We start from the raw sequence: 16,081 nt of genomic DNA, 5'->3' as shown, positions 1-16,081 counted from the left end.
AACCCGCGGCATCAGAAGGTCCGCCCAAACAACACCTGGAGGTCTTCTGCCGCGTAGCCCTTCCCCGGCACGGGTGGAGGCATAGGGGGCTTGCTCCAGTGCTGGTCGAGTTTGTCGATGAGTTCGGTGAGGCTGGGCCGCAGGTAACGGGTAGTGCTGGCGATCGACGAGTGGCGCATCAGCTCCTGCATCTCCGCGATCGTCATGTTCTCGTCTTGCGCGAGCCGCATGCAGAAAGTGTGGCGGAAGTCGTGCATGGTGACATTGGAGCCCAGTAGCGCGTTACTGCGCTCCAGGATCTGTCGCATAGCCCAGTAAGTCAGTGGCCGTCGGGAGCCGCGCAACGTCATCCAGACCGGCTCGTCTGGAGGCCCCACCGGGCGCTCAGCAAGATAGCGGGCGATCCAGAGATACGCTGCTGGACTGATGCGAACGAGAGCACGACTTCCACTGCCGCCCTTGGGAATGATCTCCGCTGTTTGATCCGCGGCATGAAGCAAACCCCGCCGCATACTGAGTAATTCGCTGGCTCGTAGGCCGGAAGAGATCGCGGTGGCGACGATGGCCCGGTCCCGGTTGGTTCTCAGCGTGGCGAACACCTCCTCGTAGAGGCCGTCGCTGAGTGCGCGCGGCGCTCGATCAGTCAACTTTTGCCGGTATGGGGCGCGCTTCTTCTCGTGATGGCTTGGACTGTCGAAAGGTTGACCATGTGCATCGAGTCGAGTGATATCTCCACGCGATTTCGGTACCGGATTCATCAGCGGCCCCAAGTCGGACTCGAGAGCGAACTCGTAGAAGCCGCTAAGAGCCGAGAGACGACGATTTATCGCCGACCGGGCGTACGACGAGTCGAGGTAAGGCTTGCCGGTCAGCTCATTCACCGAGCCCGGCGCGGGCCGGTGACTGTCCGATCCTCGGCGCCGTTGAGGATTCGCCCGACATCGGTACCACCGAACCCAATCACGAACTTCACTTCGCGTCGCGTTTGCCCAGGCAACGTGCACCGCATCGAGGAAACGAGTCCAGCTCAGCAGGTCATACGCATAGGCGCGCAACGTCGCCGGTGAGTTGTCGCAAGCGTCGAGATCGGCCAACCATAGATTGACGTGGACAATTTCTGCACCCGATCCGTCGACCAACCGCCACGGCAAGGACCCGGCCTTGCCATGCAGAACCGCACCGACCTTCGCGACATCGAGGCCCTCGACCGCTCTCAACTCGGCTTCGTCATCCATCACAGCCCCCGGTCCACAAGGTCAACGCTGCCGAGGTTAAACAGCCCGACCGACAAGCTCGCCCCTGCGTATTCTCGCCAAGTGCCCAGCCGAACTGCAGTTAACAAGACCCTGGCCTACGTCGAACTTGCTGACGGGCGCGACTTTGCCGTCACCGCGGTGGCGGCCGGCATGGCCCGCCCCTACGTGTACGGGGGCAAGCCGGTGAGCCGGTACCCCGAGATCATGGCCGCCGAGGAGCAGGCACGCGCCGCTGGCCGCGGGCTCTGGGGACCGCCATGCAACGGCAACACCCAATCGACTCCACTCTGACACAACGAACTATGCCAACGACGTCGACTACAGGTCCTGGGCCGGTCCATCGGATCGACCAGGCGATCGAAGCCCCCAACGTGGGAATGCTGTTGAAGCGGATCGAGCAGATCTACCATCCATCAGCGAGGCTCACCGACGAAGCGCTGGCGGGCCTGAGCATCATCGAACTGCAGGCGTTCTGTGTGTGGCTCGCGCTACGGCGAGGGCACACGACCAAGCCCGTCGACAGGCTCACCAAGGACGCGCTGACGGTCCTGGTGGCACTCGGCGCCGACACCGGATACGACTTCGACGCCGGCTCCCAGCGCATTGTGATCATCGGGGCAGAGTCCGTATGGAAACTCGCGATGAATCCTGACGGTGAGGCCACGTCCAACCTTGAGGCTGCGGCGGCGATCGCGGCACCCGTCGCGCCCGCGCGGTGGACCTACGTTGCGGGCGTTCGTGTCCTAGAGATGGAGCGCGTCACGGTCGTCGAGCCAGACGATCTGACCGACGAGGAACTCCTGGCCAACCCGTGGTGGACCGATGTCGACGGGTGGACGCTCGGGCGCCGGCGGACAGGCCAGCTGGTCGTCTTCGACGCAGGGCAATTCGGTCCTGCCCATCGCGCGTACCTCCCCGACCGGTACCGCCACCGCATCGCACCCACGCGGAGCTCATAGCCGTGACTGCACCGGAACAGATTGCCGCACAGAAGCTTCGCGACATTGGGCTGTCGGAAACGCTGTACTCGCGCATCGACTTTGTTGCGTCCGCCGGGTGGCCTCCACGACCAGGGTGTCGGCGCTCGCCAGAGTTGTCCTCGGCTCGGATATGGGCCCGCATCGACCTGGCAGAATGGCTCGACACCTCACCTCACGCCTTTGGCCCTCACCGCACCAACGAGCTGACCGTGCTCGCCAACATCGGCAAAGCGCTGCGCAACGCCGGGGAGGGCAGCGTCGTGCTGTGGGCGCTCGACATCATCGAGCCCGACACCTGGATTGCCCACCCCACGACTGCCCTAGCAGTCACTGAGTTGGTCTGCGTCGGAACGCATTTGACCGACCGGCTGGTGAACGCGACCTACGACAACCTCACTGCCATCGGCTGGGCCGAGAATCCTGTCACGCACCCCAATAGCGCATGCGTGATCAACCACACGACCTGCAGCCTCAGCGCCTGGCACGACGGTATCGGTACCCCACAACACCAGCACCCACCCGACGTGTCGCAGTGGGCGACATCGCGGCCAGCATGAGGGGGCAGAACGCCCGGACGGATCTCGACGAGATTCTCGATCCGGACTGGTGGCGCAACCAGACGATTTTGAGTACGCGTCTGCGGGATCTCGTCGCGGGCTTCGACAGCATTGGCGCGTTCACCATTCCCTACGCGCGGCTGCCGAGGCGGCTAGGCGCCTACGCCGAGGAATACCCCCGCTGGGCAGACCTGGCGGACCTCACCCCCCAGGCATTGCTCCTGCGGCCGAAACTGGGCGCCTCCGCGGTTCGTGCACTAATCGAGGCCGCCCAGCGTGCCGTGCAGGTTCGGCACGACACCTTGGCCGCCGGCCGAGTCGGCGCCGATGCAGCAGTGACCCGCCTGGTCGACCAGCTCGACGACTTCGACCGTGAGATTCTCGCCGCGCAGGTCTGGGCGCTCGACCCCATTCCTCAGCACGCCGTCGCCGACCGTCTCGGGGTGCACGCCGCCTCGGTGGGCCGCAACCTGCCGCGGGCCCGGGCGCGGTTCGCCGAGTTGCTCAACGATCCCGCACATCAGGAAGTTGGGGAGCACGCCGACGAAATGCGGCGACGCTTGGGCCCCTACCTTCCCGCGACCACTGCCGACCTCGAACTGCGCCGCCTGGGCTTGGACCCTACTGGCCAGGCCGCCGCCGTCCTTCTTCACATCGCCGGCCCCTATGGCCGCCGCGGCGACTGGATCGAGAACACCTCACCCCCCGGGGGATCCCGCTCGCTGGTGGCCGCTGCAGTCGACGGCATGTTCCACGCCCGTGACGTCGCCCCCACCACCGATGCGCTGCTCCACGCATTGACGAGCCTGGGAATGCCGACCGGTGTTGCCCTGTCCTATCTCGAAAGCCAGGCCGACCTTCGCCGGTTCGGCGATCTGTGGGTGCGTTGGTCAGGCGATACCGCCGCCAACATGGCTATTGCGGCACTGCAGGTCTTGGGAACCCCGGCGACCGCTGAGACCATCCATGCCACCCTGGGACTCGCGGACTCTATGGGCATCAGCCTGGAGCGCGTCAAAGCGGTTCTGTCGAAACACGACCGCCGCTTTGTCCGCACGAGCCGAAGCACGTGGGGGCTGCGGAAGTGGGGGGTTGGTGAGTACGTCAACATCGTCCACGCGATCGGCGAGTACATCGACGCCGCCGGCGGCAAAGCCAGCACCAGTGCCCTCATCGAGGAGCTTCGGGCGCGGTACCCAGACATCACCGAATCGTCGATCCGTTCCTATCTAGGCACGCTGGTGTTCGTCTTAGAGAAGGGTGTCGCACGACGACGGACCAAGGCTGATGGGTGGCCCACGCTGCCGCGGCTGAACACCGTTCGCGGCGTTTTCCGCAACGGACCCAACGAGATTCGCGTAGCCCAGCTCGTCACCTCAGAAGTCCTGCGCGGATCGGGGCAGACCGTCCACCCGGTGGTGGCCGACGCCGCCGGCGTCTCCCCCGGCCAGCAGCGAACATTCACCGGCACACACGGACCGGTCACCCTGTCGTGGCGACTGGCATCGACAACTGGTGCCAGCATCGGCTCGCTCCGCACCCACGCCTTGGCTCTCGGCGCTACTGCCGGTGACACCTTGGTGTTGGCGTTCAGGGGCGACGATGCGTCCCTCGAGGTGGTCCGCTTCACGGCCGAAGACGGCGCCAAAACTCGGCTGCAAAAGCTGCTCGGCCACGCGGTGCGGAAGCCCGCATCCGCGCTCGCGGCCGCGCTGGAGTGCCGGCCGGAAGACGTCGGCGCGGTCCTTCGTGGTCGCGGTGACGATGAGTTGGCCGACCTGCTTGACCTCACCTGACCGAGCCGTGTGAGGCAAAACCGGCCGATTCGGCGGCAAAGTACGCGCTGGTGGTAGCGAGGCCACCAGGATGCGCCTATCTTCGTTGGCGTGGGTTTCTGGGAACAGCAGGTCAACGACCTGATGACGGGTATCGGCGGGCTGGGCGGCTTCAACCCGCCGCTGGATACGCCGACGCCGGACCCAACCCTGCCGCCATACCCGTACCCGAGTTACTACCCACAGATTCCTGGCCCTGATGGCGTCGCCCCGGAGGTGCCGCAGTACCCGCCCTACATCCCCGAGCAGGACATGAACACCTCGTCGGGGATGCCGCGCTCGACACTCGACGGGATTCACGACGACGGCGGCGTGATCCTCAAGCCTCCTGGTGAGCTGGGGCCCCCGAACTATCCCATGGGCCCGAGGTACACAGAGTCGCCGGATGGGTCGGGGGTGTGGGTGCCTGACCACCGGCCCTATCCCCCGGGCTCGGTTCGGCCGGCGGGTTGGACAGGCAAGGGTGCTGAGGAAGCCGACGCGACCGACGCTTCGCTGCGCAAGACGCGCGATGCTCTGAATCAGGCTGATCAGGGGTTGGCGCAAAACATCACCGACGCACACACCGCCGATGCGCAGTCCAAGGCGCAGCTGCAGCGGATTCAGCAAGAGATCCAGTTGGGCATTGCCGCGATGCAGCCGACCCTGGGCACCGCCGCCGGCCGCGAACAGCTCGCTGAGTTCCTGGACCGCAAGGCCTCCGAGGCCAAGCAGGTCGCCAGCAATGCTCAGGAGATGTCGACGCGGCTCGCGTCAAACTTTCAGACTGTCGGCCAGCAGTTCGAGCTGGCCAGCGGCCCCAACTTTGGGGACCCGTGGACCGACGACGAGGACGATTGGTGGGAGCCCATCGATCCCGGTGGTGCCGGCCCAGGACCGAATGTCGGGCCCGCAATCCCGCCGAGCATCTTGTAGGCCTGGCCCCGACCAACCCATATCCCCCTAGCGCCCATATGGGTGCTTAGTGGCCCAGGCTGGGACCGTCCTCGTCGCGGGTGCGGTCGTGGTCGCGGGGAGCGATATCGCGTTGGTGGTGTTCAAGCGCCATCCGTTCCCGAATACGCACGGCGCGGCGCACCGCGTCGGCGTTGGGGTAGCCGAGTTCTTCGACCAGCGCCGGCGTGGGGTTGAGCGTCAGACTCCACCCCGGTTCACGGCCGCGCATCTTCATCCGCTGACTGGCGGCTTCGGCGCGCGCCTTCGCCTCGGGGCTCTCGGCGGCCATCCGCAGTTCCAACGTCAGTGCGGACAGCTCGGCCTGCTTGGCTTCCAATTCGCTGCGCTGCTCGAACGGGGCCGGCGGATTCGCCAACAGGTCGTCGAGTTCCTCGCTCTGGCGGTCCTGTTCGCGCTGCAGGCGGACATGGTGGTCGGGCAGTCCGGTGTAGAGATTTTCGACGCGGCGCAGCAACCCCAGCTGTTTGGGCCCGGACACGTCAAGCCCGAGAGCCGATCCGGCGGCCAGCAGTTCAGCGCCGTCGATCTCGGTGGTGCGCGAGGGTACGTCCAATTTGAGGAGCAGCATGTCGTGGGTGAGGTCGCGGGCGCCCAGGACCTCGACGCCGTTGATGGCGGCTCCGATCGGCTCGTAGCGCGAGGCGCCGCGATCCTTGCCGGCCATGTAGGCCCGCCGGCAAGCCGCGGTGAGGGCGGCGGCGGCATCGGTGCGATCGGTGAAGGTGTCGGCGCCGACGACGATGCGGTGCGGTGCGTCGCCGCGGTCAGCGGCGGCCTGGGCCACGGGTGCCAGGGCCTCGATGTCGGCCTGCTTGGCCGGAATCGCGCGTTCAAGGACGCGGACCTGCCAGTCTCGGTTGCGCACCGACTGCTGGTGAGCCCGGTCCAGGGCGCTGAGGCGGCGCACGGTGTCGTCGAGTTCGACCTGGCGAAGGTACCGGGGATCACCGGTGGCGATGGCCTTCGTTTCGGCGGCCGCGGCGCCGATGTCTCCGCCACCGAGGTCTTCGATTTCGGAATCGAGGACTTCGTTGCGGCGGATCTGCTCGATGAACAGCGACTTGGCTTGGACACGCTGCCACATCACGGTGTCGTAGCTGGATTCGGTGACGTAGTTGAAGATGTCGATTTCATCGTTTTGGTTGCCTTGGCGCTGGATTCGGCCTTCGCGCTGCTCCAGGTCGGCCGGACGCCAGGGGACGTCGACGTGGTGCAGGGCGGCCAGCCGGGATTGCACGTTAGTGCCGGTGCCCATCTTCTCGGTGCTACCGATGAGGACTGAGACGTCGCCGCGGTTGCATTGCGCGAACAAGGCTTTGAGCTGTGCGTGGGTACGGGCTTCGTGGACGAACCGGATGGATTCTGCGGGCATTCCGCGGGCGACAAGTTCGTCTTTGATGGCTTGGTAGATGGTGAACTGGCGTGGATCCTTCGAGGGGGTGCCGCGGTCGCAGAACATGAGCTGCAGCGGGCCCCGGGTCGGGAGCAGTTCGCCGGTGTCTCGGTCTCGGTACTGGCGATCCGCCAGCCGGCGTTGCACGCCCATGGCGCGTTCGGCGACCTCGGCGGCTCGGCTGTGGGTGGGTGCGCCGAGGTGGGCCATCCTGGGGTCGAGGGACGCGTTGCGGCCGTCGTTACTGATCTTGAGGATGTTGTCACGCTGCGGCTTTCGCGCGTCGAGATGGTCGGCCCGCCAACCGAGGTCGGCAATGAAGTCGACGACCTCGACATCGGGTTGAAGGCTGACGATCTGGCGGGCGCCGGTGCGCAGCTCGGGCAGCTGCACGGGCACCTGGTCGCGGGTGACGACATCGGTATAGGCGTTTGTCAGTGCGAGCAGCTCGGGCAGGTTGGTGTACTTGGCGACGCGGGTGACCGGCCGCAGTTTGGTGCCGGTGGCGTTGACTTCGATGCTGGTGTGGGTGGCGGTGAACGCCGCACCCCAGTCGCCGAGGTCGGATACACCGGCTGCCTGCAGCAGGTCGGGGCGCAAGTAGTTCTGCATCACGAACAGCTCGCCCAGGGAGTTGGCGATCGGGGTGCCGGTGGCGAAGGTGGCCACGCGCTCGACGACGGCGTGCTCAGGAATGCCGCGGGCCCGGGCTTCGTCGTGACGGCGCTCGCGCAGCACGTCGAGTTTGAGGCTGAGGTCTTCAGCGCGTTGAGCGGCGGTCGCGCACGACAGCTCCTCGATGTTGCAGACACGCTGCTTGTTCTTGTACATGTGCGCCTCGTCAATCAGGAGGTAGTCACATCCTGATTCCTCGAAACGCAGTCCAAGGTCTTTGGTTTCGGCGGCCATCAATTTCTCCAGGCGTGCCTGGGCAGACTTGATGGCCCGCATGATGGCCTTCTGACTGCGCTCGACGGTCGCGTTCTGCAACTGGGCCCGCAGCTCGTCGAGCTGGCGTTCGGCGTAGGCGGTGCGCACATCGTTGGACACGTTGATGGCGGTGAACGCCGATTGCGGCACGATCACCATGTCCCACTCGCTGGCAGCGCTCTGGGCGATGAACCGCCGGCGCCCTTCGGCGTTGGTGGCTGAGGAGCCGAGCAGGACGTTGGCGGCCGGATACCACTGCTTGGCTTCGCGTCCTACTTGCTCAATGATGTGGTTGGGCACCACAATCCAGGGCTGGCGGACCAGGCCCAGGCGGCGCAGCTCCATCGCGGCCATGAGCATCGTGCCCGTTTTCCCGGCGCCAACCACGTGGTCGAGCAGGGTGGAGGGCTCGTTGGTGATGCGGGCGACGGCGTTGCGCTGGTAGTAGTGCGGAGTGAAGTGGTCGGAGAGGCCCGGCAGCCGCAGCTGGCTGCCGTCATAGACCGGGGCGCGCAGCGAGTTGAAGCGTCGGTTGTATTCGGTAACCAGGGTGTCGCGGCGCTCGTCGTCTGACCACAGCCAGCGGGTGAACTCCTCGGTGATCTTGGCGCACTTGGCTTGCGCGGCGAACGTCGCTTGGGCGTCGACATCGCCTTCTTCGGTGGTGATGACCACGGCTTTGGAGTTGCAGACCGCTTCTAGGAGGCTCACCGCGTCGAAGTTGCGCTTCTGTAGGCCCCATTCGTCGGTCATGAGGCGGCCGTGGCGCTTGTAGCCGGGCACGTCGACTGTCCAGCGGCCGCCGATGTGTTCGGCCGTGACGCCGTTGATGCCGAAGGTCTTTTCGGCGAACGCGGCGATCACCGCGGCCGGGATCCACGGTGCGCCGGGGCGGACCTTGATGTCTTCGGCTTCACGTTGCTCGGGCTGCACTTCGCGCAGCGCCGCGACGTAGGGCTCGTAGGCGGGGTTGGTGTCGGCGGCTTCGATGGCGGCGGCGAGTTTGGAGCGCACGTTGCCTGACAGCGCGGTGGTGGCCGGGACTAGCTCGTCGGGATCGTCGAGACTCGGGTAGACCAGGCCGTCGAGCAGGGCGCGGGTGTCGTCTTCACCGATGCCGAGCAGCTCGGAGATCAGGTCGACGTCGACGCGTCGGGTCCGATCGAGGCTCATCGCGAGCGCTTCTTCGGGGGTGTCGGCGGTGGTGCGCTCGATGTCAGCGGTGAGGACGTCGCGGCTGAAAATCGGTGCCTTGGTGGCGGTTCCGGTCTCCTCGTCGAAGTCCTCCAGCGAGGACACGACCGCCCAGCCGGGGTCGTAGCGCATGCCGCCTTCGAGGTGGCGGAACTTCTTGAACGGTTCCGGTGGCTGCCAGGCTTCGGTTTCCCACTGCTCGACCATTTCGGCGGGCACGGGCCCGTCGTAGGGGCGGCCGGTGGTGCCCTCCTGCTCGCGCCAGGTCGCTTCGAGTTTGGCGATGCGCTTGTCGTGCAGGGCCTGGGTGGCGTTGCGCTGCACCCACTCGAAGCGGTTGACCGGTCCGCGCTTGCTGACGTAGTTGTCGTAGAGCGTGTTCAGGTGTGCGCGCAGCTGGTCGCGGTCATGCTCGGGCTCGCCATCCCGCTGGGCAGCGATCAGCGCGGTGGCCACCTCACGAAGCGCAATCAGCTCCTGGGTTTCCTCGATGAGGGTCTTGGGCGTCTTGTTCGGCTCCCAGCCATGCCCGGCCCAGAAGTCGATGCTGCGGGAGCCGGCGTTGTAGCGCAGCGTGTACAGGGGCGGGTCGTCGACCTGAGCGGCCTGGGTGCGCAGCCCGGGCGCGAAGCCGTCCTCGATGCCGCCGGAGAGGTCCTCGCTGCGGGCAGTGAGACCGCGGCCGCGCGCGACCGCCGCCGCCATCATCGGCTGGAGTTGATCGCGAATCTGATCAGCCAAGTCGTGCCCGGTGGCGCCGACCACGGCGAGCTGGGGCGAGCCGTGCAGACCGTGACCCAGCTCGGTGGCACCCAAGACGCGGTGCGGGTTGTTGAGGAAGTAGGCGTTGACGGGAACTTGTTCCTCGCCGCCGGTGCGCGGGTCAACCAGATCGGCGTCCTCGGTGTTGATCCAGTCCAAGGTGTCGAGATCGACCTGGACGCCTTCCTCGCGGCGGCGGAAGATCAGCAGGTCGGTCACCACCTCGGTGCCGGCGACACGGCTGAAAGCCTGCGACGGAAGCCGAAGTGCCCCGATAAGATCGGCACGCTGCGCAATGTCCTGGCGTGCAGTCGTTTTCACTGAGTCCATGGTGTAGCGGCTGGTCAGCACGGCAACGTATCCGCCGGGGGCGACCAGGGACAGCGACTTGACGATGAAGTGGTTGTGAATGCTGTGACGGCGGGGGTTGTGCAGCGGGTCCGTTAAGGCGTACCGCCCGAACGGGACGTTGCCGATTGCCGCGGTGAAACTGCCGTCAGGGACGCGGGTGGTCTCGAATCCTTCATGGCGGACCTGAGCTGAGGGGTAGAGCAGTGAGGCGATGGCGGCGGTGATGTCGTCTGCTTCGACACCGACCAGGGTGGCGCCCTCGGGCGCGTGGCCGATGAATGTGCCGCTGCCACAGCCCGGTTCGAGTACCGGGCCGCCGGAGAAACCCGCCGCACCTAGTGCATCCCAAACCGCAGACACCACGGCGGGGTCGGTGTAGTGGGCGTTGAGGATCGAGGCCTGGGCGCGACGATACTGCTCGGGGGTGAGCAGACCGGCCAAGCGCGCTCGTTCGGCGGCGAAGTCTTCTGCGCGGGGGTCGAAGACCTGCGGGATGGCTCCCCACCCCGACCAGGCAGCCAGGATGCGCTGCTCGGGAAGGGTTGCCGGTCGACCGGCGTCGCGCAGGGTGTGCACCAGCTCGATGGCGGCGAGGTTGGCGCGGGCACGCGCTTTCGCACCTGAGGGCACCAGAACATCAGTGCTGGCCGGGAAGTCGGCAGTGCTGCGAAACTCCTCTGCCACGACGGCGGGTTGCGCCAGTGCAGGCTCGCCGGCGGCTGTAGCCACCGGCGGGTCGACTGCCGCGGTGTCCGCTGCGTCACTGCGCTCATCCGCGTGCGGCTCGGCGGCGCTGTCGGCGCCCATCTCGGAGCCAATATCGGCTGCGAGATCATCGGCCAGGTCGTCGGAAACATCGTCGGCAAGGTCGTCGAAGAGCGAGACCTGGGGGCCTATCGCTCGGGCAGTCCGTCCGCGCGCAGGTCGCGGTAGATCATCTGCGCCAACTCGGCGGTCAACGGGTCCTCGGGGCGGGCGGGTAGCGCCAAGCCGTCCTCGGCCCGGGCCGATGTCAGGTAGCCCGCCTTGATCCGGAACGGTCCCGAAAAGTCCGGGGCCGGCCACAGACGGTCGATCAACGCTTCGAGGGCCTCGGTCGGCTCGCTCTGATGAGCCGGGTTCGTCCAGCGCTGCTCCCAGCTGAGCTGCGCCGGGTCTGAGATCGGGTCGGGGCTCTCCCACTCCGGGGTGGTCTCGTCGGTCTCGATCAGGTCGTACAGCTCGTTGTTCAGCACCGTCTGAGCTGCCTGCGCCCGGGCCGCCTGCAGCAGTGCCACCTTGGTCGCGTGATTCGGGGTCTGGCCGTGGCGCTGACGACTCCAGGCCGCGAGCGCCTTCTCCCACAGCTCCTCGGCCATACTGGCTGCCATCGAGCTGATTTTGTCCGCTTCGGCGGTCAGGAACTGGTTGCGGCGCTCCTGCGTCCATTCCTCGGGCAGGCTCAGATCTGTCGAGTAGACGGTCTGCACCGCCTTGAGAATCTCCGGATCGATCACCGTCACCGCCTGCCTCGTCGAGGATGCTGAACAGATCCGGCTGGTTCGGGTCCGGCGCTCTGTTGCGGCCCATATTGTCCTCTCCTGGCTGACAGTGGCGGGGTCTGGGTAGCCCCGAGTGGCGAAGAACGCCCGTAACCGCCGATCACTGATGCCCATTGGCACCCTCGGCGTCATGGCCGCCGACCAATGTCAACGTCGACGAGCGGCACCGCCGGATGACATCCACGCGAGGCCGCGTGCAGTAGTGCGTCCAGAACGCTTCGCGATCGCATCACCCGTCGCCGGCCGCGCCACCCGCAGCTGCACGACGAAATACGCCGACTCCAAGGGCGTACACGTACCCGCACGATGCCGGGGGTGAAAGCACCGTTGCTGGCGTTCTCGACGACCAGAGCGCGAGGCACTGGGTTTTTTGTCAGCATGTCGGCCTCGGCGGCGTCAGGGTCTTCCATGACCACTCCGGGACCTGTTCGAGCCGGCGAACCTGATCCGCGGTGAGCTGCCCACGGCGATAGGCGAGGCGCTGGTCGACTGTCCACTGGCCCAACGCCAACCCGTCAGCGGTGCGGAATCTGACCGGCGGCCTCGCGTGACCGCTATCGGTGACGTAGCGACGGAATTCCGCGTAGTAGTCATCCCAGCTTCGCCTCACGCTGCGCAGGCGCCAGCGCCACCCGGGCAGGGTCTCCAAGCGCGTCACTTGGTCGGCGGCAAGTCGTCCGCTGGCATAACGTCTGCGCTGAATAACCACCCAGCGGTATGCCGCGTCATCGGGACCAGGGCTCGCGTGCCCGTGTTCGGCGGCATAGGCGACAAGATCACCGAAGTTCCGGTCCCACAATGCTTTCCGGCCCTGGGCAACTAGTTCTCTGCCGTCCCACACCCAACCCGGCAGCGTTCCCAGGCGTTGAGTTTTCTCCGCAGACAGAAGCCCTGCTCGGTAGTCATCCCGTTGTCGGCCGACCCACCCGCCCAGGCTGAAACCATTGTCGGTCATGTGGTCACACGGCGGCCGGGCCTCACCGTGGGCGCTGGCGTAGGCGCATAGCAGCTCGAAGGCCCGTTCCCAGGAACGGGCGGCTCTCGCCTGTTCTGGCTCCCATTCCCAGCCCGGCAGCGCCTCAAGTCGGCGGGCCCTCTCCGGGGCGAGGACTCCTTCGCGGTGAAACTCGCGCTGCTTGCTGACCCAGACGCCAAGCCTGATTCTTCCCCCAGTGGACTTGTACTGCGGTTGCGCATGGCCATGGGTGTCGACGAACTGTTGCAGCGCGGAAAAAGCTTGGTCCCAGATGCGTTGATACTCCGCGGACCGATCAGGGGTCCATATCCAGCCGGGGACGGCTTCGAGCAGGTTTTGCTGGTGCAGTGGCAGTCGGCCCGATCGGTAGCGGGCGCGCTGGGTGTCAACCCATGTCCCGATGCTGCATCCTTCCCGGGTGATGCGTTCGATTGGCTGCGCGTGGCCGGCCTCGGCGACGAAGGCGAGGAGGGCTTTGTAGTTGCTGTGCCACTGCTGCTCTCGGCGGCCGTAATGGGGCACCGCTGTGATGTGGGCGCCGCGCTGAGGGGCCGTCCGTCGTTGAGTCGGCGTGCTCTGCCGGGCGAAGCTGCTGCTCATCGGGTTGTCCTCCTTGGGCTTTGCCGCCGGTGCTCAGCGGCGGTCGTGATGGGTGTTGCTTGACGCCCGCACCGGCAGGGACTGCTGGTCGCGATGTCCCAGTAGCGGATCCGCTTGTTGCTTGCCGACCTCATGCGCTGCACCGCACCGCGCGAGCGCAGCGCCTCCAGCGCGCGGTACACCTGGTCGACGACGAGCGGAGTCGCGCGGTCGCGGTTGAGCCACCTCATAAGTCGGTAGTGCTGACCGGGCAGCCGATGCGCTCTAGTGCGGCGAGCACGTCCGCGGTCAGTGGCGTCGCCGGCATGGATCGAATGTCGAAGGTCGGTGCGCAGCGGCGGCGCTGGGCGCAGTGAATAGGGCATCGAGACTGGCTATCTCGCGGTCCGCGTCGGGGTCGACTGTCGCGAACCAGGCGCGCCGACATGCGCCGACCTCGGTTGCGACGACGGCACCTTCGCTGTGGAGGATGCGTAGCAGCCGGTAGATGGCTTCCTGGGTGGGCGGCAGCGGGCGCGTGCTGCCCTGTACGGCGACGGCCGGCGCGCCCTGGCGTAGCTGCGTTGTGGTCAGCGGGTGCGTCGAACAGCGCAGGGCGGCGACAAGGTAGTCCCGCAGGATTCTGTTGGCGCAGGTCCTCGCGCCCGTACTAGGCACTGGCCGACTCCGCGACAAACGCCCCGGTGCCCGGGAACGTGGCGTTGTGCATCGCTTCGCGGATCGCCAGACACCGTAGACGGTGCGCCTCGGGCTGATGATCCATCGCAGAAACCACCATCGCCAGCTGCCGGCGCGCAACGAGGTGCTCCTCGACCGAGGCGTGCGCTCCAGGCAGATCCACCCCTGCCCACACACCATCGGTGGCTCCCCGGGCCAGGGCGCTACGGGCGCAGGCCTGGCGCAGTGGGCAGTTGCCGCAGATCCGCTTGCACTGCTTGGTCTTGCGGTAGTCGAACCAGTCCTCGGGGTCGGAGTAGTTGCAAAGCCCGTTGATCTCCATCTTGACCGGATTGGCCACTAGATGTGTCATGACACCACCTCGCAAACTGGTCTGTAATTGTGTGTTAGTTGTGCCCTTATTGAGCATGAGGTGATCATAACCCCACCGATCGGCATCTGTGCAGCACAAATCTTCAACTGTCCACGGCGGACGCCGACATATGGACGATCGCGCAGCCCAGCGCCAGCCAGGAACACCTCGGAAAAAAGGCGCTCTAACTGCTCTTGTGAGGAGTATCCCCAGGCGAAGGTGGGCAGCGATGTAGCTCTGCACCGGCCCCAAAAAATTCTTCGCAACCCGCCGCTCGGGGCGGACACATTGCGCCTTAGTTGGTCATTTGTGGCGCACTCAGGTGGGCGGACACGGGTCAAACCTGCGGACCCGGCACGTAGTCAGATACGTGTCTGTTCCGCCTGCATGTGGTTCACTTTCAGTGTGGGCAGCGACATCGACGAGGAAGCGGGCGAAACCACGCCTGCCAGCGGCGATGCTCTTGACCCTTCGCTCGCGCGACTGCGGGACTGCGTTGCGCGTCGCCGCGCTGAGCTGGGGTTATCCCAGCGTGCGTTGGCCGAGATCGCCGGGGTGTCGCTCGGCACGGCAACCAGGCTCGAACGCGGGGCTGGCCCGCCTCGAGTGAGCACCGTGCCCAAACTGGAGGACGCACTGCAATGGCCGCGCGGCACGTTCCAGGCCATCCGCGACGGCGAAGATCCGCCGAAGGTGCCTCCGCGCGACCCCGATACCGGCGTCGACCCCACGGAAGTTCTCCAACAGCGCCTGGCCTCGGCCGGCGGGATGCGCAACGCCACCCAGTACGGTCAGGCGCTCTCCATCGCCTCGGCCGTCGTGGCCATCACCGCGGTCTGTCTGGAGGTACTGACCAGCGAGCTCAATGATCCCGGTGCACGCGCGGCGGCGCTCAACGCGCTCGACGCGAACATGCGCAAGATGGAAAGTCTGATCGCGGCCAGCCTGCCCGACGCCGAATCCTTTGACGACGCGATTGCCGTGATGCGCGAGGTGCACGAGAGCCGCGAGTCCATCCAAAAGGCTGCGGAGACACTCGAATAACGCGACCTAGGACGGGTCAGTATCCGCTGTAGCCGCCGCCGATGCTGGCGATGTGGACGTGGTTGAAGTGATTCTGGTTGGGGTCTCCGCGATCCGACATTCCCGACGAGCTGCCGTCCGCGTTGTGCTGACTTTGGCGCCAGATCGCGTGATCGAGCCCGAGTTCTTGCGCGTTGGCTTGAACGAACTGCACCACCCGATCACCGAGCGCCTTGCCGGCGGGGGTGTCCCACTGCGGGATCATGACGTCGATGGCCAGCCCGGACGGATGCCACTTGAGCGAGTCTTGCCGGAACCCACCGATGTCTGTGATTTCGGGGAAGGCGGCACTGATTGCGCGGCTGAGACGGCGGGTGTACTTCTGCAGGCGCGACTCGTTCGCCAGACCTGGCCGGTCGAGCCCCGGCATACCCGGCACACCGGACGAGCTGGATCGACCGGACGACGATCTGCTCGCCAGTCCCGCCTTGGCGATCGGGGTGAACAGGCCGCCGAGGCCGCCAAGACCGCCGCCGCCGAAGCCGCTCATCGGCGATCCGCCGCCGCCACCCATGGGCATTCCCATGCCGCCGCCCATCGACATGCCGCCGCCCATCGGCCGGCCACCGTAACCACCACCAGCAGAACGAATCATGTTCGCCAACGCGACGTTTCGCTGTTCGGATTTGGTGAGCA

13 protein-coding genes are annotated in these 16,081 nt (G+C 66.3%); 6 read left to right on the top strand and 7 right to left on the bottom strand.

What is annotated here, in order from left to right; genetic code table 11:
• Positions 1–11: 11 nt before the first annotated feature.
• Positions 12–1,235: a tyrosine-type recombinase/integrase gene (locus WBB07_RS13110; RefSeq protein WP_419125597.1), complete on the bottom strand. Its 1,224-nt coding sequence runs from the start codon at positions 1,233–1,235 to the stop codon at positions 12–14.
• A gap of 81 nt (positions 1,236–1,316) precedes the next feature.
• Here WBB07_RS13110 and WBB07_RS13105 point away from each other — a divergent pair, with 81 nt between their 5' ends.
• The 5 genes from WBB07_RS13105 to WBB07_RS13085 all read left to right on the top strand — a co-directional run bounded on the left by WBB07_RS13105 (position 1,317) and on the right by WBB07_RS13085 (position 5,543).
• Complete coding sequence (locus tag WBB07_RS13105; protein ID WP_419125598.1) at positions 1,317–1,547, top strand: thermonuclease family protein; 231 nt, start codon at positions 1,317–1,319, stop codon at positions 1,545–1,547.
• An 11-nt stretch (positions 1,548–1,558) separates the two neighbouring features.
• A complete protein-coding gene (locus WBB07_RS13100; protein ID WP_126315857.1) occupies positions 1,559–2,215 on the top strand; it encodes a hypothetical protein in 657 nt (218 codons plus the stop codon).
• A gap of 2 nt (positions 2,216–2,217) precedes the next feature.
• A complete protein-coding gene (locus WBB07_RS13095; protein ID WP_419125599.1) occupies positions 2,218–2,793 on the top strand; it encodes a hypothetical protein in 576 nt (191 codons plus the stop codon).
• Positions 2,769–4,589 carry a winged helix-turn-helix domain-containing protein gene (locus WBB07_RS13090; protein ID WP_238382160.1) on the top strand — a complete coding sequence of 607 codons (1,821 nt, stop codon included), beginning with the start codon at positions 2,769–2,771 and terminating at the stop codon, positions 4,587–4,589. The genes WBB07_RS13095 and WBB07_RS13090 overlap by 25 nt, the downstream gene beginning before the upstream one ends.
• A 90-nt stretch (positions 4,590–4,679) precedes the next feature.
• Positions 4,680–5,543 carry a DUF4226 domain-containing protein gene (locus WBB07_RS13085; RefSeq protein WP_238382159.1) on the top strand — a complete coding sequence of 288 codons (864 nt, stop codon included), beginning with the start codon at positions 4,680–4,682 and terminating at the stop codon, positions 5,541–5,543.
• 46 nt (positions 5,544–5,589) lie between these two features.
• Here the strand turns inward: WBB07_RS13085 and WBB07_RS13080 are convergent, their stop codons facing one another.
• From WBB07_RS13080 to WBB07_RS13060, 5 genes are all read right to left on the bottom strand, one after another.
• Complete coding sequence (locus WBB07_RS13080; RefSeq protein ID WP_419125600.1) at positions 5,590–11,022, bottom strand: helicase-like domain-containing protein; 5,433 nt, start codon at positions 11,020–11,022, stop codon at positions 5,590–5,592.
• A gap of 86 nt (positions 11,023–11,108) precedes the next feature.
• On the bottom strand, positions 11,109–11,717 hold the full coding sequence (locus WBB07_RS13075; RefSeq protein ID WP_238382157.1) for a hypothetical protein: 609 nt from the start codon (positions 11,715–11,717) through the stop codon (positions 11,109–11,111).
• Between the two features lie 412 nt (positions 11,718–12,129).
• Positions 12,130–13,332, bottom strand: a complete 1,203-nt coding sequence (locus tag WBB07_RS13070; protein ID WP_419125601.1) for a helicase associated domain-containing protein — start codon at positions 13,330–13,332, stop codon at positions 12,130–12,132.
• Positions 13,333–13,620: 288 nt separating this feature from the next.
• Positions 13,621–13,989 (bottom strand): hypothetical protein, encoded by a 369-nt coding sequence (locus WBB07_RS13065; protein ID WP_094295086.1) that lies wholly within the window; start codon positions 13,987–13,989, stop codon positions 13,621–13,623.
• Positions 13,982–14,362, bottom strand: coding sequence for a WhiB family transcriptional regulator (locus tag WBB07_RS13060; protein ID WP_094295085.1), 381 nt, complete (start codon positions 14,360–14,362; stop codon positions 13,982–13,984). The genes WBB07_RS13065 and WBB07_RS13060 overlap by 8 nt, the downstream gene beginning before the upstream one ends.
• Positions 14,363–14,767: 405 nt before the next feature.
• On the opposite strand from WBB07_RS13060, the gene WBB07_RS13055 reads away from it, so the two are divergent.
• The gene (locus WBB07_RS13055) at positions 14,768–15,406 is read left to right on the top strand and encodes a helix-turn-helix domain-containing protein (protein ID WP_238382156.1); all 639 of its coding nucleotides are present in this window, start codon (positions 14,768–14,770) and stop codon (positions 15,404–15,406) included.
• Positions 15,407–15,422: 16 nt separating this feature from the next.
• On the opposite strand, the gene WBB07_RS13050 is transcribed toward WBB07_RS13055, so the two are convergent.
• On the bottom strand, positions 15,423–16,081 hold a 659-nt coding region (locus WBB07_RS13050; protein ID WP_526308303.1), incomplete at its 5' end, for a VldE C-terminal domain-containing protein.

This window comes from Mycobacterium sp. (assembly GCF_049647605.1).
Taxonomy (GTDB): Bacteria; Actinomycetota; Actinomycetes; order Mycobacteriales; family Mycobacteriaceae; genus Mycobacterium.
The sequence above is the reverse complement of the archived record's forward strand: the minus strand, read 5'-3'. Positions and strand labels throughout refer to the sequence as shown.